The 18730-nt window shown below is 35.8% G+C and carries 12 protein-coding genes and 1 tRNA gene; 9 read left to right on the forward strand and 4 right to left on the reverse strand.

Annotation, left to right across the window (positions count from 1 at the left end; translation table 11 throughout):
• Positions 1-8: 8 nt before the first annotated feature.
• Positions 9-899, forward strand: coding sequence for an MBL fold metallo-hydrolase (locus BC781_RS14265; protein ID WP_109618888.1), 891 nt, complete (start codon positions 9-11; stop codon positions 897-899).
• Between the two features lie 46 nt (positions 900-945).
• On the opposite strand, the gene BC781_RS14270 is transcribed toward BC781_RS14265, so the two are convergent.
• Positions 946-2757: a family 78 glycoside hydrolase catalytic domain gene (locus BC781_RS14270; protein WP_109618889.1), complete on the reverse strand. Its 1812-nt coding sequence runs from the start codon at positions 2755-2757 to the stop codon at positions 946-948.
• A gap of 111 nt (positions 2758-2868) precedes the next feature.
• Positions 2869-3693, reverse strand: coding sequence for a hypothetical protein (locus tag BC781_RS14275; protein WP_109618892.1), 825 nt, complete (start codon positions 3691-3693; stop codon positions 2869-2871).
• 43 nt (positions 3694-3736) lie between these two features.
• Between BC781_RS14275 and BC781_RS14280 the strand changes: the two genes are divergently transcribed.
• The gene (locus BC781_RS14280; protein WP_211323817.1) at positions 3737-4264 is read left to right on the forward strand and encodes a lipocalin family protein; all 528 of its coding nucleotides are present in this window, start codon (positions 3737-3739) and stop codon (positions 4262-4264) included.
• Here BC781_RS14280 and BC781_RS14285 read toward each other — a convergent pair.
• Complete coding sequence (locus BC781_RS14285) at positions 4261-5880, reverse strand: helix-turn-helix transcriptional regulator (RefSeq protein WP_109618893.1); 1620 nt, start codon at positions 5878-5880, stop codon at positions 4261-4263. The genes BC781_RS14280 and BC781_RS14285 overlap by 4 nt on opposite strands.
• A gap of 200 nt (positions 5881-6080) precedes the next feature.
• On the opposite strand from BC781_RS14285, the gene BC781_RS25490 reads away from it, so the two are divergent.
• From BC781_RS25490 to BC781_RS14315, 7 genes are all read left to right on the forward strand, one after another.
• Positions 6081-6152, forward strand: a tRNA-OTHER gene (locus BC781_RS25490).
• Positions 6153-6547: 395 nt separating this feature from the next.
• Complete coding sequence (locus BC781_RS14290) at positions 6548-7648, forward strand: slipin family protein (RefSeq protein ID WP_109618894.1); 1101 nt, start codon at positions 6548-6550, stop codon at positions 7646-7648.
• 8 nt (positions 7649-7656) lie between these two features.
• Complete coding sequence (locus BC781_RS14295; RefSeq protein WP_109618895.1) at positions 7657-8430, forward strand: nucleotidyltransferase domain-containing protein; 774 nt, start codon at positions 7657-7659, stop codon at positions 8428-8430.
• A gap of 38 nt (positions 8431-8468) precedes the next feature.
• Positions 8469-9875 carry an RtcB family protein gene (locus BC781_RS14300; protein WP_109618896.1) on the forward strand — a complete coding sequence of 469 codons (1407 nt, stop codon included), beginning with the start codon at positions 8469-8471 and terminating at the stop codon, positions 9873-9875.
• A 116-nt stretch (positions 9876-9991) separates the two neighbouring features.
• Positions 9992-14239 carry a DEAD/DEAH box helicase gene (locus tag BC781_RS14305; protein ID WP_109618897.1) on the forward strand — a complete coding sequence of 1416 codons (4248 nt, stop codon included), beginning with the start codon at positions 9992-9994 and terminating at the stop codon, positions 14237-14239.
• A gap of 150 nt (positions 14240-14389) precedes the next feature.
• Positions 14390-15568, forward strand: a complete 1179-nt coding sequence (locus tag BC781_RS14310; protein WP_109618900.1) for a hypothetical protein — start codon at positions 14390-14392, stop codon at positions 15566-15568.
• Positions 15569-15609: 41 nt separating this feature from the next.
• Positions 15610-16092, forward strand: a complete 483-nt coding sequence (locus tag BC781_RS14315) for a VOC family protein (protein WP_109618902.1) — start codon at positions 15610-15612, stop codon at positions 16090-16092.
• Positions 16093-16233: 141 nt separating this feature from the next.
• On the opposite strand, the gene BC781_RS14320 is transcribed toward BC781_RS14315, so the two are convergent.
• Entirely contained in the window at positions 16234-18486 is a 2253-nt protein-coding gene (locus BC781_RS14320; RefSeq protein WP_109618904.1) for a GH92 family glycosyl hydrolase, read from the reverse strand.
• Positions 18487-18730: the final 244 nt, after the last annotated feature.

Raw genomic sequence — 18730 nt, forward strand, 5'->3', positions numbered from 1 at the left:
TTTTGAAAATGGTAAAAACTATTGATTTAAACTTCTTGGGGAAGGATGAGGCAATTGCATCATTTATCATTCCTACTTCTGAAGGTCCTGTATTGGTTGAAACAGGTCCTTATTCAACCTATCCTAACCTAGAAAAAGCAATAGAACTAGCAGGGTATAAAGTTTCAGATGTGAAACATGTTTTACTAACTCATATCCACCTCGACCACGCTGGTGCAGCATGGAAATTTGCTGAAATGGGAGCAACGATTTACATGCACCCATTTGGCAAAAGACACATGGTCGATCCATCTAAGTTGATGGCTTCAGCTAGAATGATTTACAAAGATCAGATGGATGTACTTTGGGGAGACATGAAAAATATCCCTGAGGAAAAAATTGTGGAAGTTCAAGATGACCAAGTATTTCAATTTGGCGATACAGAAATCAAAGCGTGGTACACTCCTGGTCATGCAAAACACCATATTGCGTGGCAATTGGGTGATAGTCTGTTCACAGGAGATGTAGCTGGAGTGAAAATTGGCAATGGTCCTGTAGTTTCTCCTTGTCCTCCTCCAGATATCAATTTGGAAGATTGGAAAGTATCTCTAGATCTGATTCGTAAGATTGCACCTGCAAGACTTTTCTTAACGCATTATGGCGAAATCACGGAAGTAGAAGCTCATTTGGATGCTTTGGAAAAAGATCTTCATACTGTTGCAAACTGGATTAGAGCGCGAATGAAACCAAGAGTTGATGTTTTAGAGTTAACGAAAGAGTTTAATGCTTTTTGCCAAGAAGAACTACGTAAACAAGGAGTAGATGAAGTAGGTATAGCTCAATATGATGCTGCAAACCCTGCATGGATGAGTGTGGCTGGTTTAATGCGTTATTGGACAAAGAAGGCTGAAATTGTTTAGTAATTAAATTTTGAGAATGCTTGAGTTGTTGCCAACTCAAGCATTCTTATTTCGATTTATTTCTTAGTTCTATAAGGCTATGTTTACCAGGTGTTAGTTCTATTTTTCCATCATTTATTTTAAATCCATTATATAGAATTTGGTAGTTTTTAATGCTATGAAAAATAGCGGTCATATTATTTGGTATCTCAAATTCATATGACAGATTTCCATCTTTATCTAAATTATAAGTAGCTATAATTTCCCCTTTTAAAGTAGGTACTTTTATAGTAGAATATTTCAGATTGTGTAGTTGAGGTTTTATTTCTGCAATTTTGAATCCAGCGGAAGTTGGTTTTATACCCCAAAGATTTCTAGTGATAATATTGAGTGGAGCAGTACCCCAAGCATGATTCCAATCTAGGTTTTCCTTGTATTTTTTATCCCAAACCTCCATCGTCATAGTAGAGCCTGCCTCTATCATATTCCACCACGATCTAGTCTTTTTAGTTTCAGTAATAAGTTGTAAAGCATACTCAGATTCGTAATGTTGTAATAGTGTTTCTAGTAAGTATTGAGCACCATATACACTACAACTCATTTCCTTTTCCTTAATAAATTCAATAACTGTTTTAGTATGTTCTTTTGGAACAAGTCCCATTGCTAAAGAAAAGAAATTGGCATGTAAAGAGTAATGAGAGGCTTCTTCTCCATCTTTATATATCCCCAATTTCTCATCAAAAAAAACATCATTGTAACTCTCTTTCAATTTTTTGGCCTTCTCAAGGTAAAAATTAGCTTCATCTTTTTTGCCTATGGTACTAGCTATAAGAGACAACATAGAAAGATTTTCATAGTAAAATGCATTTACTACTGTGTTGTACGGTTTGAATTGGAAGTTATTTCTTTCAACAGCTGGCCAGTCTACTATGTCTTTGATTTGAGTATTGACCTTTTTAAATCCTATGGTTTTGTGCAATGAATCTCCAGAAACTAAAGAGCTTGTACTTATTAGCCCATCTTCTCTTTCTAGTGCTATGAGCGACCTTGCTTTTAATTTTTCGTAGTTCTCTTTTAAATATTTAGTATCTCCAGAGTACAAATAGTCGGTGTAGAAAAGTTTTGCGGTATGAAGAATCCATTCTGTAGGCCATGTCGGATTGTCAATGAAATATTGATTGGTATTTTGAGCAATATCATAATTGGTATCAACACAGTAATGACTGAGTTGATTGATAAAAGCATCAGCTTCATAAGGCTTTCTTTCCCTGTGTCCATCTATGTAATAACCTGTAAAACTAGTAGCTTTTATTGTGTGTTTACATAAATCCCATATCTGATTTAAGATTGTGTCTGATGAAGTAAACGAACTTTTATGATCGTTAAAAGAATAGTGAAGCGCTTTTAAATTTATCTTTATAGATTCGATAGGGATTTGTAAATTCTGAATTTCACAGTATCTAAATGGTATAACTTCTTGAAACTCTTTTGGAGCTGATACCGCAGAACGACGAGGTAAATACTTTTCAGGAATGGCGATATCTATCAATTCATGATTTGGAATTTGATCTAGCTTTATGCGGCAATAATTTATATATCCACCAGGTTTTTTATCTATTCTATTTTGGTCGTTTAGTTTTTCACCTAGATCAATAATTAACTTTTTACCTTGTTTTTGGCTAGTTTGAATTTGTAAAGTACCAAAGTAAGCTTTACCAAAATCAATTAGATAATGTCCTTTTTTTAGTTCAGTGATAGTCTTGGGAGTAATAATGGAATGTTCAAAGTTTTCAGCTTTTGGAGAGTAAGCTTTTTGTGCAAAAGAATGAAAAGTGAAATATAGGGTAGTAGAAAATAGCAATATTAGCTGTTTCAACATGGGTCTGTTTAGTCTAGTTTATTAACTTTGAAACTAGAACAGACTAGAGAGAAAGATTAGTTTTAAAAAGTAATATTCTAACTGAAAATTTAATCAAGGGACTAAGCTCATTTAAAGTTGAATATGTATATGATCATCATGTCGGACAGCATGACAACCATGGAATCGTACTTTGCTATGAGTTAGTTTCATTCGACTTTTTAAATGAGGTTCAATAAATATCTTTTGAATATCGGAATTACGGATGATGGCATTCATAAGTGCCATGGTTCTTTCTATATCAAGAATCATCTCTGCTTGACTCCAACTAGGACTTAGGTATTTAGCTAAATCATATTGGATAAAACCATTTTCTAGACATCGTTTATTCGTGTTTTCTTCTCCTTTTTTAGCTTCTTCAAAAGCGCCATAACCAATCCAAGATGGTGCAGTATCTTCAAGTACTTCTCCATTTTCAGATTTATAATAAAATGCTAAATCAATTTTTTGTCCATCGTTATGACTTAAGTGAGGTATCAATGGGAATCCATCCCAAAATGGAAAGTTTGCATCTAGATAAATTAGACTAGAATGTGGATAAGAATTCTGAAAGTCAGTGGCAATTTCTTCTAGAGAATTTTTCAGCTTATGATTTACATAATGTCTATTCAATAGTATAGTGATCTTGTTTAATGGTTTTATACTTTCAGAATTGTAAGGCAAGGGAGTTCTTCCAAAAAATGGGGCAATGCTAGGAACTAAGAAAAGTGAAAAGAGTAAATAAAGAGAGAGGTAGATAATTGTTGAACTAAAGAAATTAAATCGGAATTGTTTTCTTTTAAGAAGACGAAGAAGGAAATAGTGAAGCAGTAACACAATTCCTCCAATCTGTGTTAGTATAATCAGAAAAATAAAAAGTACGCTTCTGAAAACTGATCTTAAAAAGTTTGGTTTCATAAATTATATTTATTTGGCTATAAAACTAATAAACTAAAATTGGATGATGAGAAACTTAAAATATATTATTTCTCTTTTGGTCTTGTCGAGCTGTTTGGGTTATCCTAAAACTGTAGAGCCTGTAAAAGATTTTGAATTGGATAGTTATTTAGGAACATGGTACGAGGTGGCACGATTGGATCACTCTTTCGAGCGAGGTTTGGAACAAGTATCCGCTACGTATTCTATGCGATCGGATGGAGGTGTAAAAGTTTTGAATAAAGGTTTTGATACTGAAAAAGGAGAGTGGTCAGATGCAGAAGGGAAAGCCTTTTTCGTCAGAGAAAAAGATGAAGCTTATCTAAAAGTATCTTTTTTCGGTCCTTTTTATGGCAGTTATGTTGTGTTCGAATTGGATAAAAAGAATTATCAGTATGCTTTTATTTCTGGTGATAGTGAAAAGTATTTATGGTTCCTTTCTCGTACACCAGTAGTCAGTGATGAGTTGAAAAATCATTTTATTGAAAAAGCAAAAAGCTTAGGGTTTCCTACCGATCAATTGATATTTGTAAATCAAATTCCGAAAGATTAATCTATAGCTTTCCATTCTAAATAAATAAACTTCGCGGACTTGAAATTTGGAGGACATACAAGTTTGGTCAATAATCCTTTCTGAAAAACAAAAGCACTCATCGCACTAAGGTCTACTTGATGGGCTAATGTATTCGAACTAATCAACTCAATTTCTTTAGGACTTAATTTATTCAGATGTGATCGGTGAAAAACATTTAAACCAGTGAAAGTATCATAGTACTGATGGAAGCAAATAAGTAGTCCTAGCGTTTGAACTGTGGAGTCATCACATTCTATTTTTTTCATTAAAGAATGAAAAGGAATATGTGTTTTTATCTCTGTTGAGAAATTCTGATTCCAAGGAATGATTTGCCCTTTTTCAAGCTCAAAATAGAAGGCGTCTGTAAGTGTTTTTGTTCCTAAAATATGAGCTGAAATATTGGTCAAATTCTGATTAAAGATATCAATTTGTAGTTCTTTACTTAGTTCGTTTTTGTATTCAATATGATTTGAAATCTGATTTAGAATTTTGTTTCGTTCCGTTTCTGTATAAATAGGTGGAAGTAACGCGCCTCCTCTATAACTCATTTTTCGATACAGATTAACCATGATTTTTTCATTGATATCATTATCGTAGGCAGACATGGCTGTCTTCATCCTAAATCTGATATTCTCTCTGAGCCGTTTTGGACTAATGACTTTTACGCCATCTCCAAAGCCAAGAATATCTTTTTCCAACTCGAAATTATGTTGCACTTTCAGCGAAATGATGATTCCAAACTGATTTTGTTCCTCTAACTTTTGTGACGCATGAAATGGCTTTGTAAGTACATAGGGAGCATGTTTTTGAGTGACAAATAATCTCACATCTTCTCCTTTCTGATTGGGATTGACGGTCACACCAATGGTATCCTTGAAATACGACTGCGGATCAAAATCGGGGCTTTCCGTATATGGCTGTTCACTTGCTTTTATATCAAGAATTCGATCAAGTGCCAAATTGAAAATACCTTTGTTTCCTCCCAATTTCCCGATAATAAACCATCTATTTCTAAACTCTTTCAAAAGGTATGGAGACATATGAAAGTCTTTCGGGTATCGAGACTTGAAAGATTGATAGTTTAGCGTGATTGTTCGTTTTTGAGTAATGGCTTTGTATAAAGGGTCAAGCCATTTTAATCCTTTCAAATTTTCATTCTTCTCAAAGTCAATCACAGATGCTGTCTGATTCTTCTGAGAGTAAATGTGGTCTTCCAATTTTTGCACCATTCCGTCCAATTCTCTGAAATGTGAAAAACCTTGGAACTGTTTCATAAACTCTATGGCTTCTAAAAGCTTTCCTAGATCTTGTTGAGAGATGGGAATATTTGTAATACTATAGTTAGCATCTTCATACTGATAATACTTCTTCTCCTTAACTATAATTGGTGCATTATAGCCCAGTTTATCACTACGCATCATCTGAATATCAGATTGTATGGTGCGTTTACTTATACCTTTGTCAATTCCTTCATATTCGTATAAAGCTTCCGAACAAGCCTCAATCAAATCTTCTAAAGTCCATTTTCTGAAGTTGTTTTGCAGACATTGGTCAATGGTTTTGTAGCGTATTAAAGCGTTTCTATTTACTGGCATCTCAAAAAATTTTGAGAAAAATAGGAAATATTTTCTTCTACGCAAAAAGACTGCGCAGTAGGTGTTCACCTTTGAATTGTAAGTTAAACGGAAGGTAGTTTCAGAAGGGCTACACGGTGTTTGAGCAATCGCAAAAAATATACTGTCTGTTTAGTTTACTAGCAATAAGGTTCTCTGAGATAGAGGTTCGAATCCTCTCCTTTAAGGTGGTGCAAGGGTGAGCACGCAGAGGTTTTGCACTGTTTACGGAGGTTCGAATCCTCCCTTCGAAAGAAGTAGCATAGGGGTTAATGCACAGTTACACGTTTGTTGTCGGTTCGAATCCGACCTGTTTAAATACAGTAGTTCAATTGGCAGAACAATTTCCGAAGTCTGTTTCGCTTCTAAAACTGAAACACCATAAGGTAAGTACTCTTAGTACATGGCAGATAAGCTAGACTTAGATGCACATTGACCAGTACTTTGAGCAGTAAAGGATACCGTTAGTTGTATTTGATGAGATGAAATTATGTATCAATTGCTTTTTTAAACTCATAAGATTTTTTGATGCAATGATAGCATGAGTTCATCTTTTTTAAACAGCAAACTCAATGGATGCCCGTATTCGGCAATGATGTATTAAGAGGCTTACTCTTTTTTTATAGAGAACAATAACCAATACATAAAAATGAAAAAGGTAAGAATAAACAAAGGGAAAATAGGTCTCGTTTACCGAGCGAAGGATTTGAACAGAGTAATATTAGACGGAGTCTATTGGCTTTCACCATTTGAACAAGTTGAAATCTTGGAGATGGAAGGTGCTTTTAAGCCTAGCCGAAATTTAAATCTTTACTTAGTTCATGAAGATTTATCTGAGCATTTGGATGTGATAGAAATCAAAGATCAAGAAATCGCTTTACGATATGAAAATGGAGTTTTCAAAGAAGTTTTGAGCACGACAGGTAAGCATGCTTATTGGAAAGGATTAAACTCTAATAGTTTTATCAAACAGAAGATTTCTGATGTAGAAATTCCATCTGATTTTGATCTAAATAAATTAAGCTTGGCTGGTGTATTTCCATTTGTACGTTCATTTCATATTGATACTTTCGAGAAAGGGTTACTTTATGTTGATGGCGATTTCTACAAAGAATTAGGTGCAGGTTATCACTATTTTTGGAAGAATGCACACAACATATCTTTACGAAAAGTGGATTTGCGTGAGCGCCAACAAGAGATTGTTGGGCAAGAGATATTGACCAAAGATAAAGCTGCTTTACGCATCAATTTTACAGCACAATTCAAAGTAACAGATATCCGAAAAGCGTTAGAGGATAATCAAGACTATGAGAAACAATTATATGTTTTGACGCAATTGGCTTTGAGAGCTTTTGTTGGTTCTTTGACTTTGGATGAGCTTTTGGAAAGAAAAGAAAGTATATCGAAAGAGGTATTAGATAGCTTGAAAGAGAAAGTCTCAGACTTGGGTGTCTCATTGATTGATGCTGGAATAAAGGATATTATTTTGCCGGGTGAAGTGAAAGAAATCATGAAGCAAGTTTTGGTAGCTCAGAAACAAGCTCAGGCAAATATTATCACTCGAAGAGAGGAAACAGCTTCTACCCGAAGCTTATTGAATACCGCAAAATTGATGGAAGACAATCAAATGCTCTTCAAATTGAAAGAGATGGAATACATTGAGAAGATCGCAGATAAGATCAATACTATTTCCGTCTCTGGAGGGAATCAGGTCGTAGACCAATTAAGAGACTTGTTTATCAGAAATTAGAAAAAGCAATGAAAGAACAGATCAATAAAGTATTTGAAGGGAGGGAGGAAATCCCTCTTTTCTATATCGAAAGTGGAAGTCGACTTTGGAATATAGCAAGTCCCGATAGCGATTATGATGTTCGAGGTATTCACCTTCAATCTATAGCTCAAAAGTATGATTTTCAGAAACACAGAGATGTGATTGAAGTAATGGATGGTGACTTCGATTTTGTCTCTTATGATTTAGATAAGTTTCTGAATTTACTTTTAGATGGTAATGCTACCATATTGGAATGGTTCCGATCTGACATCATTTATTTCTCAGATATAAAAAACTTTGAAGCATATCAGTTGAAGATTTTAGATCATGTCAATTTTAAGTCCATATTCTATCATTATATATCTTTGGCAAAGAAGCATTATCAACTTTTAGAAAGTGGAAAGAAGTTTACATACAAAGTGATCTTTTACTGTATTCGAGCTTTGTTATCTGCTGATTTAGCTGCTCAAAATAGATTAGCAGAATTGGATATTGAAAAGCTCTTTTCTCAATTTGACGAAGAAAATGAGGTGATTGTCCTTGCAAAATCTTGTTTAGATCAGAAACGAGCAGGAAATGAAAAGCAGTATGTTGAAGAAGAAAAACGAGAGCATATTCTTAGGGTGTTAAATGTATATAGAGAACGCTTACTGTTGAATCTTCCAAATGAGAATCACAATAAAGAGAAGCTTCGAGAGCTTTTAAGAGCATTTGCTTTTGAAGTTAAATCAAGTTTTTACCATAAAGCAGAAATTGCTTGAACGGTAAATGATTTTTTAAACGATTAAAGAATTAAGAAATGAAATATACATCTAAAGATATTATTTCAATTGGCTTTGAAGGAAAAGCGATTAGTTTGGCTTTAGAATACATGAGTCAAATAGCAGAAGAAGATGTAGCCGATGCCCTTGATACCTTAAAGCTATTACATACGGATGTTACACTTTTTGTTGAACATCCCGATTTGAAGGATTTGGCAAATTGTCTTCTAGATAAAAAAGAAGCTCCTCAGCCAATTGAAATCTTAGATCAAGCTTTACCCTATGAGATTTATGGGGCTAATGGAATAGAAGATGGGGCTTTAAACCAAATGGAAACAGTCATGAAATTACCCGTGGCGAGAAAGGGAGCTTTGATGCCCGATGCTCATCAAGGGTATGGCTTACCAATTGGTGGTGTTTTAGCGACTGAAAGTTCAATCATTCCTTATGCAGTGGGTGTAGATATTGGTTGTAGAATGTGTATGAGTATTTTTGATCTTCCAGTTTCTATGTTAGAAGATCGAAAAGGAGAGCTGAAAACGATTTTGAATAATGAAACTCGATTTGGGAGAGATACTTTCAGAAATCCTATAGATCATGAAATTTTGGCGAGTCCTCTTTTTAATGAAATTGATATCGTCAAAAAGTTGAAAGATAGAGCTGCTAAACAAATCGGTTCTTCGGGTGGCGGAAATCACTTTGTGGAGTTTGGAATTACTGAAATTCACGAAGATGATCATGAATTGGGTTTGAAAAAAGGGAAATATTTGGCACTGCTTTCACATTCGGGTTCGAGAGGATTAGGTGCTACTATTGCCAATCATTACACCAAAATAGCCATGAATCAATGTCTTTTACCAAAAGAAGCAAAACATCTGGCTTGGTTAGATTTGAATAAAGAAGAAGGACAAGAGTATTGGCTTGTTATGAATTTGGCAGGGGATTACGCCTCGGCTTGTCATCATCAAATTCATGATCGAATAGCAAAAGTATTGAATGAAAAACCTCTCGCTATGTTAGAAAATCATCACAATTTTGCTTGGAAGGAAGTCGATCAGAATGGGAAAGAATATATTGTTCATCGGAAAGGAGCGACACCAGCTGGAGAAGGCGTTTTAGGTGTTATTCCTGGTTCTATGACTGCGCCCGGTTTTATTGTTCGAGGAAAAGGAAATCCACTTTCGGTAGATTCGGCAGCACATGGAGCAGGGCGTCAGATGTCAAGAACTGCGGCTAAAAAGACCTTGCAGAAAAGTGATGTGATTCAGCATTTGAATGATCACGGAATTGAATTACTCGGAGCAGGACTCGATGAAGCACCTATGGCTTACAAGGATATTCATTCGGTAATGGAGCACCAAAAAGATTTGGTGGATATCGTCGGTACATTTCTACCTAAAGTGGTCAGAATGTGTGGCGATTCTAGCTTTAAAGAAGTAGATTGATGAAGAAAGTCTGTGCACAAGAAACACAGGCTTTTTTTCATTTATAGGATAATAGGGAGTTAAAGTTTTTAACTTTGTACCTTCAAAAGTTTCAAAACAGACTTCCAAAAATTCTCATGATTACGAATTCTTTACTTGATAGCTATACTGACTTTGAACAAAAAATTCAAAGATACCCAGAAGATCAACAACTCAAGCTTGTCACGCTAATGTTGTATGTGGGCTATTCGGGAGAGTCTATTCAGACCATCAAAAGGGATTTTTATAGAGTGATAGAAGTATCTCAAGCGTTCAATCAATCCGAATTGAATCTGTTACTCGAAGAAGTGTTTGTCTGTAAATTTTTAGATGATGAATCTTTCCAGTTTCAACGTATTTATAAAGTAGATTCTGCTGATCTTTTTGTGAGTTGTGCACACTATTTCTTTTTTACCTTAAATCAGCATTCTCTTTTTGAAACTTACCAATCCAATCTGAGTGCAAAACAAAGCAGTAAGTATAATTCATATTGGAATGAGCGAGTGAAACAAGATAATATCATTCGTGACTTCTTTATAGATCAGCCAATTTCTGAAAGGCTTGTTCAGCTTAGTTATCTGTTAGCTACAGTTGAGTTTTCTCAATCTCCAATTGCTGCAGATTTAGTTTTGAGTTTTGTAGCTCTCTGCCAACTGAAAAAATGTTTTCCATCTTTCTTAATTGAAGATGATTACAATTTGAATCAGATCACTCAACTTTTATTGAAGGAGCTTTATCATGGAAAGTTAGCATTGGAGAGGCTCACAAACTGTTTAACTACGCTTTACGAATTGACTTCTAGCGAAAGATTTCTAATGCTAAAGTCACTCTTAAATCATCAGTTTAAAGGGAAAGAGTTTGCTATAAAAAATGAGCTTAAGTCCGATTTTTATCAAAGACTAATTCCATATGCTAACCTTATAAATCATAAGAATAGTGAAGTCCTAAAGAATTTTTTGTCAGAAAGTGGAATCGCTGATCTTTCCAAAGAAGCGAAGAAGAAATCGTCTAAGAATTGGAAGTTACTTTCTCAGCAAAAGGAAGTATTGTTGGTGTTTTTTCTACTTCGAGAAGAATATACGCACAGAGACTTTTTATTCAACAGATATAAATTTCTCCTCAAATCAAATACCACTCAAATCCTTTTTTACGAACATCTGATTGATCTTCTTATTCTTTTTAAAACAGAAATAGATGTCGATTGTAAAAATTACAAAGAGGATGTATTGAGCTATTGGAAAAGCTATTTCGATGATGCTTTCAAACAGCTTTCCCCTCTTTCGTTTCCAATCATTTTATTTCTGCTCAAAGAAGTTTTCAAAAATGAGTTTTATGTCACTGATGAAATTGTTGAACAACTCAATTTCAGAGCTTCAAGTTATCATCGAAAAGGGTTGAATTGGTATGCTTCTATAACCGCAGAACTCTGTGTGCGATTTAACGATGAATGGCTGCAACCTCAGTTTGAAAGAATGCTTGTAGAAGATGGGTTTCAGTTGAAAAATATCTTTGAGCAAGAAGACCCGAACGATTGGAAAGCTTTAGTGGCCAAAATGGAAAAACTTGCTGACAGGCTTAAAGAAATTGATGAGGAAAAGAAAGAACAAGAGAACGCCACGCAGCATCGTTTGATTTGGGTGGTTTCTCCAAAGTACCTTCAAGTCAAACCCTTTGAGCAGAATCGTTTGAAATCTGGGAAGTGGGGTAAGCCGAAAAAGATTTCAGATCAGAAGTTAATCTCAAAAGATATAAAAGGGGCTATTGAACTGGATTTTGAAATTCTGAATCATGCATACCAAACCAATAAAGGGTATTATGAAGATTATGTAGCCTATGAAGTTCTCGAAGTTTGGAAACGATTGGAAGGACATCCAAATGTTGTTTTGGAAGAAAATATAGATCAGTCAGTGACGGTGACTAAAGAAGAAATCGAAATATCAGTTGCTGAAAATGGAGATTTCTATGAACTGAATTTTGGACAAGATTTCAATATGAACTTTCCTGTCAAGCAAGAGAGTACGACACGTTTTACTTATTTCAATGTCGATGAAAAAGTAAAAGAGTGGTTTAGCACCTTTCCACAAGGTGTTCTGATTCCGAAAGAAGCGAAGAATGAATTGAAAGCAGTTGTAGGACAGTTGAGCAGAAATCTTCATGTGCATTCTAAGGTTGATGAGATCAGAGAAGAGCTTCCCGAAATCTCTGCTGATACGCAGCTTTATGCTTTGCTTACACCAAAAGGAAATAACATTCAACTGAATTTATATTTCAAGCCTTTTTCTACACAGTTACCTTATGTTGTTCCGACCAAAGGAAAGGAAGCTTTGATCGAGGATGTGCAACGTGTGCGTACAAGAGCTGTTCGTGATTTTAGAGTAGAAGAGGAAATTATACGAAACTTTTTTGTCGATAGACCGAATCTTTTCAATACCCATGATGGGCATTTTTCTTGGGAATTGACTGACCGAGTAGAAGCACTGAATGCACTAATGGAATTGCAGTCGGGAGCTTTCAAAGCAATTATAGAATGGCCAAAAGGAGTGAAGTTTCAGTTATTGGCTTCAGCAGATGTTTCTCAATTGTCGATGTCTGTAAAAATGAAAAAGACCGATTGGTTTCATTTGGATGGCGAGCTGAAAATCAATGAAGAAATTGTCGTTTCTCTGATGGAACTTCTTTCCAAATACAAAGAAAATCCAAGTTTACAGTTTGTAGAGGTTCGGGAAAATCAATTTATCTCTTTGACCAATAAACTGAGAACTCAGTTGGCAGCCTTTGAGAATTTTGCTGAAGACTTTAGGCAGGGAATTGATATGCATCCTTTAGTGACCTATGGCATTCTTCATGAGTTGAAAGAGAAAATAAATCTTGATGCAGATCAAGCATGGACAGAATTTGAGGATAGAGTAGAAACAGCTTATGCTACTGAGTTCTCATTACCAAAAAATCTTCAAGCTACCCTAAGAGATTATCAGTTGGACGGTTATCAATGGCTTTCAATACTTTCTGCTTCTGGGGCAGGAGCGTGTTTGGCAGATGACATGGGACTGGGGAAAACTTTACAAGCAATTACGCTACTTTTAGCACAAGCTAAAGATGGTGCTTCTTTAGTAATCGCTCCTTCCTCAGTGACTTTCAATTGGGTGAAAGAAATACAGAAGTTTGCACCAACGCTCAACGTACATTTGCTTTCTGAAGTCTCTAAGCGAGAAACACTGATTAAATCTTTAGGGCAGAATGATGTTTTGATCTGTAGTTATGGACTTTTACAGACGGGTATTCCTGCACTCAGAAAAAAAGGCTGGAATGTAATTATTTTGGATGAAGCGCAAGCCATCAAGAACAGATCGACTAAACGTTCTGAAGAGGCGATGAAGCTGAAAGCAAAAACTAGAATTCTGACGACGGGAACACCTATTGAAAATAATTTGGGCGAACTCTGGAATCTCTTCCAGTTTATCAATCCAGGTTTGTTGGGAGATTGGGAGTCATTCAATGACAACTATATCTTAAGAATCACGTCTGATGATGACCTTCATGCTAAAGTAGCTCGTCGAAATCTTCGAAAAATTATTGCTCCTTTTATTCTTAGAAGAACGAAGAGTGAGGTGTTGGAAGAGTTACCACAGAAAACAGAAATGGTGCTCAATGTAAAAATGTCAGAAGAAGAGTCAATTTACTATGAGGCATTGAGAAGAACGGCAATTGGTGAGATTGAGGACATCATTGAAAAGAAAAAAGAAGGCGGGGCTTTCAAAGTCTTGGCAGAGCTGACCAAACTTCGTCAAGCCTGTTGTCACCCAACATTGATCAATCACGAATGGCAATGGGAGAGTAGTAAACTAAGTCTTTTCTTAGAAACCGTAAAAGAATTAAAAGCAGGAGGGCACAGAGCACTTGTCTTTAGCCAGTTTGTGAGTTATCTGAATATTCTAAAGGTCGAACTAGAAAAAGAAGGCGTTTCTTATCAGTATTTAGATGGTTCTACCACTCTTAAGAATCGAGAAAAAGCAGTCAATGATTTCCAAAGTGGAGAAGGAGATGTCTTCTTGATTTCTCTAAAGGCTGGAGGAACAGGGTTAAATCTCACTACAGCAGATTATGTCATTCATATGGATCCGTGGTGGAATCCTGCCGTAGAAGACCAAGCCACAGACAGAGCTTACAGAATTGGGCAAGAAAGACCTGTGACGGTCTACAGACTAATCACACAAAATACAATTGAAGAAAAAATGATTCAGTTGCATCATGAAAAAAGACAATTGGCGGATGATCTATTAAGTGAAAGTGCGACCACAACAAAACTAGATACGAAAGAACTTTTGAAGCTAATTACTGAGTTTTAATTGGAATTTTCTGATTTAACTCTAAAAATCTTATCAGAAATGATGGTTTTTAATAGGGATCCTTACTTCTAGTTTTGAATCTTAAAGTTGAAAACCCTCATTTGTGTCCGAATTAACTATTGACCTATTAACTTAACCTAATTTACTATTTTGAATCAGACACTAACTAAAAAGTGTACAGTAAGACTGTATGCAACATTTCTTCTTGCCTTATTTTCTATTTCTTCAACCTTTGCAGATGATTGTACATTCACCAAAAATGCTGGTAACTGGGGGAAAGCTAGTAATTGGAGTTGTGGACATGTACCTGATCCATCTGTAGACAATGTAATTATTCCAGCAGGTTCTGAAGTAAATAACAATGTAGGAGACATTGTTTTTACAGGTGGAACGACACTCACTATCAATGGAACTCTCGACATGAAAGGGAATAAGCTTGAAATGAAAGGTTCAGGAGGTGACGCTTCAACTTTTTTTGTAGCTTCTACAGGTGATCTAAAAGATGCGAGTGAATTTTTTATACTAGAAGATGCACAAGGTACGGTTGCTTCTGGCGGTTCAATAACGGTCTTAGAACATCTAAAAGTTGACGATAATGGAGCTTTTGAAGTAAACAGTAATGATGTTGAGGTTACGGATAAGTTTGAAAACTTGGGAAATGGAAATATTAGTGGCTCAGGTATCGTAACTTTTTCTGGAACTATTGGGAATTACACTGATAATTCCTCAGTCGACATATCTGTTTGTGTATCTTCTGACGGAACAAATTGTGATATCAATGAAGATAACGATACACCACTTCCAGTAAAGTTTATCTCTTTTCATGTAACCACAGTTAAAGAGGGTGTTCTAGCTGAATGGGCGACAGGTTCTGAGTTTGATAATAAATCATTTAGAGTGGAAAGGTCTATTGATCATATCAATTGGATGTCATTGGTAGAGCTAGAAGGAAGAGGGAATTCAGAGGTTATAACTGAATATTCATTTGTAGATCGAGAGGCTGTTCATGGTATCAATTTTTACAGGATTGTACAGGTTGATTTGGATGGTTCAATTTCCTATTCTCCTGTGCAGACTATTGTGAAAGATCGATTTGAAGTAGAAGAATTGATTTTAAGCAGAAGAGGTACAAACAATTATATGTTAGAAGGAGAGGGGCACTTGCTTGAAGATTTACAAATTTATTGTATTCAAGGAAAGAAGCTGAACCATAGGGTTGATCTGAATCAATTGTCAAATACAAACCTATCATTTTCATTGGATGGTTTGCCAAGTGGAGTTTATATACTTCGTACAAATGAACATGCTCTTCGAGTAATAAAGCACTAAACTATTCTTCATTTTTATACCAAATTCAAATCGCTTAGTAAATGATCAATGGAATCAAAAAAATGGATCATGTTGGTATTACTGTACCAGATTTAGCACAAGCTTCTCTATATTTTAAGGAATGGTTCGATGCTGAAATAATTGGAGAGGCATGGGGGTTTAAATCGGATGATTACTGGATGAAAGATTACCTAAATGTTCATCCAAGAGCTGAAATTCATAATATTCAAATGATGAAACTACCTGATGGAACAGTGCTAGAATTGTTTGAGTATGAATCTCCTGATCAGAATGTAGAGTATCCTAAAAATAGTGATCATGGAGGACATCATTTAGCGTTTGAGGTAGATAATATTGATGAAGTTGTAAAAGTTCTACATCAGAATAATGTGCCTGTACATGGTCATGAAGCTACTTTTAATGATCCTTCAGCAGATAATACAAAAGGCTCATTTAAGAATATCAAGTGGATTTACTTTCAAACCCCTTGGGGAATGGATATTGAGCTAGTTCAAAAATTATAAGTGATTGAAAAAGCAAAAGGCATTGAGTATTTATCAATGCCTTTCATTTTATATTAGAAGAACCAAAAGTGAATATTTAGTAATTGAGTTTGCAAAACTGATCACTTTTTGGATAAGAATCTGAGTTATGAAAAGTGTTCTTTATTGGTTTTTCATCTTAAAAATAATTTCAGCCCCATCAACCAAATCGGAGTGATTGATGAAAAAAGATTTTTGCTTTTTACCATTTACATAAATCGCATCAATCAAGTTCGAATTTCCTTCTTTCTTGATCGTGATTTTTTCCCCTTTCCAATGGTTTTGATCTAAGGTAATCGTGATCTGGTCAAAGGCTGGAGTGGTTAAAGCATACCTCGGAACAGCTGGTGCATCTGGATAAATTCCCATCATTGAGAAGACTGTCCAAGCTGACATTGTTCCTGTATCGTCATTTCCTGCAATTCCATCGGGCTGATTGGTGAAATGTTCTTCACGAAGTTTCAAGACACGCTCTTGTGTTTTGTATTCGTAACCTTTCATATAATTGTAGATGTATGGATATGCGATATCTGGTTCGTTTGCCATATCGTAATGCCCTTCTTCAAAGATCATTTCCAAACGCTTGTCGATTTCTTTAGTTCCTCCAAACAATTTGATGAGTTGAGGAATGTCAAACTGCGCCATCAGGTTGTATTGGTATGCATTTCCTTCTACATATCCGATGTTGTGTTGGAAGTTTGCCCCATGCGCAGGATCGAAAGGCTCATGCCATTTTCCATTTGCATATTTAGGACGAAGGAATTTGCTGTTTTTGTCAAATAACTTTCGGTAACCGTAAGCTCTTTCTAAAAATTCTTTATGCTTTTCTTTATTGCCTATGGCTTTTGCGTATTGAGAAATACTCCAGTCAGCCACAGCATATTCTAAAGTAGTGGAAACGGAACCCCAAACTTTTTCATCTAGTTCTACATCTACAGGAACATAGCCATTTTCAATGTATTCAGCTACTCCCGGTCTTACAGGGTTTCCACTCTCAATAGGGTATGCATTTTTTAGAATTGCTTCAAATGCTTTTTGCTCATCAAATTTGTCCAATCCTTTTAGGTAAGTATCGGCAATCACGATAGAGGCAGGGTCTCCCACCATGGTGAAAGTTTCTGTCGAGTTCAATTCCCATTTAGGCAACCAACCCGACTCGTCGTAGATGGCTAACATGCTATTGACCATATCCAATTGCTGCTCAGGGTAAAGTAAAGTCAGAAGCGGATGAAGACTACGGTAGGTGTCCCAAAGTGAGAAAACTGTATAACGATCGCCATTTTCTACCTTGCCTGTTTTACGCGTTTTGGATACAGGATAATCACCGTTTTCATCATTGATGATATTTGGATGAATCATGCTATGGTACAATGACGTATAGAAAACGGTTTTGTCATCTTCCGAACCGCCTTCTACAGCTACATTTGAAAGTACTTCGTTCCATTGTGCTTTTGCATTTCCTACAACTTGCTCAAAGTTCTTTTCTCCAATTTCTTTTTCAAGGTTTTCCCTTGCATTTTCAATACTTACATAAGAAACCCCAATTTTCACTTCTACTTGGGTAGGCTCAGCAAAATCATATGAGAAAAAAGCACCGAGTGAATCTCCAAGCACAGGGAAATAAGCATCTTCTAAAATACGGTTCTGACCATTGTAAGCCGCCATCCAGTTTCCTTCTACACCATTGTTTTTGCGGTGTTTCTGCCAAATTCCTTTGCGTTCAGCTGTTTGATCTACTTTCATTACAAAGTAGACAGGATAAATAGAAGTTGGGTCGTTGTAACAGAATGTCCCGACCATTCGCATGCCTTCAATTTCTTGCTCATTGACCATTTTCACCATTCCACCACTTTCATTGGAAAGGGCTTGCCCGAGGTTCATCATAATATTTGCTTCGCCTGCGGGGAAATGAAAACGGCTAATTCCTGCTCTTTGTGTCGCACTGACTTCTGTTTTTACACCATAACGATCTAATACATTGGTATAATAACCTGCACTAGCATCTTCTTGTGAATAAGTAGTGGCATATTCTTCTGTTTCTACTTTTAATTCACCAGTAGTTGGCATAAGGATGATCGCTCCAAGGTCTGGACAGCCTACACCACTTAAATTGACGTGACTAAAGCCCGAAAATAATGTATTGGTATGATCGTAGGGAAAAGAAACCCAATCCGAATCCTTTTCTTTTCCTGTTCCTTCTCCTGCGGTGTTGAATGGCACAACAGAGACCATCCCTCTAGGTACTATAGCTCCAGGATTTGTAGCACCATAATTGGTACTTCCTATAAATGGGTTGACGTATTCGCTTAGGTCTTGTGCAAAACTGCTGAGTATGCTAAGACAGAGTGATATATGGAATAAGATTATTTTTTTCATGATGGCGAAATCATCTGTTATTTTTTGATGATAGAGACGTTCATTTTTGGAATCTCATCAGTTTATTTGAGGTAAATACTAGGACAAAGTAAAACGAATATTCTATTGTTACTATCCTTAGAATTTGCGAAGCTATCTAAGGATTTATTTATGAACGAAAGAGTCTTCAGACTCGAAAAACTTACTAAAATATCGAGTCTTAAGACTCTAATTCCCATTTCTTAATTCGAAGATGCTGCACTCG

Source organism: Sediminitomix flava, assembly GCF_003149185.1.
Lineage (GTDB): Bacteria > Bacteroidota > Bacteroidia > Cytophagales > Flammeovirgaceae > Sediminitomix > Sediminitomix flava.

What these genes read in the sequence shown, in the direction of transcription:
- BC781_RS14265 (WP_109618888.1), top strand. Translation starts at nt 9, where the DNA reads ATGGTAAAAACTATTGATTTAAACTTCTTGGGGAAGGATGAGGCAATT.
- BC781_RS14270 (WP_109618889.1), bottom strand. Translation starts at nt 2,757, where the DNA reads ATGTTGAAACAGCTAATATTGCTATTTTCTACTACCCTATATTTCACT.
- BC781_RS14275 (WP_109618892.1), bottom strand. Translation starts at nt 3,693, where the DNA reads ATGAAACCAAACTTTTTAAGATCAGTTTTCAGAAGCGTACTTTTTATT.
- BC781_RS14280 (WP_211323817.1), top strand. Translation starts at nt 3,737, where the DNA reads ATGATGAGAAACTTAAAATATATTATTTCTCTTTTGGTCTTGTCGAGC.
- BC781_RS14285 (WP_109618893.1), bottom strand. Translation starts at nt 5,880, where the DNA reads ATGCCAGTAAATAGAAACGCTTTAATACGCTACAAAACCATTGACCAA.
- BC781_RS14290 (WP_109618894.1), top strand. Translation starts at nt 6,548, where the DNA reads ATGAAAAAGGTAAGAATAAACAAAGGGAAAATAGGTCTCGTTTACCGA.
- BC781_RS14295 (WP_109618895.1), top strand. Translation starts at nt 7,657, where the DNA reads ATGAAAGAACAGATCAATAAAGTATTTGAAGGGAGGGAGGAAATCCCT.
- BC781_RS14300 (WP_109618896.1), top strand. Translation starts at nt 8,469, where the DNA reads ATGAAATATACATCTAAAGATATTATTTCAATTGGCTTTGAAGGAAAA.
- BC781_RS14305 (WP_109618897.1), top strand. Translation starts at nt 9,992, where the DNA reads ATGATTACGAATTCTTTACTTGATAGCTATACTGACTTTGAACAAAAA.
- BC781_RS14315 (WP_109618902.1), top strand. Translation starts at nt 15,610, where the DNA reads ATGATCAATGGAATCAAAAAAATGGATCATGTTGGTATTACTGTACCA.
- BC781_RS14320 (WP_109618904.1), bottom strand. Translation starts at nt 18,486, where the DNA reads ATGAAAAAAATAATCTTATTCCATATATCACTCTGTCTTAGCATACTC.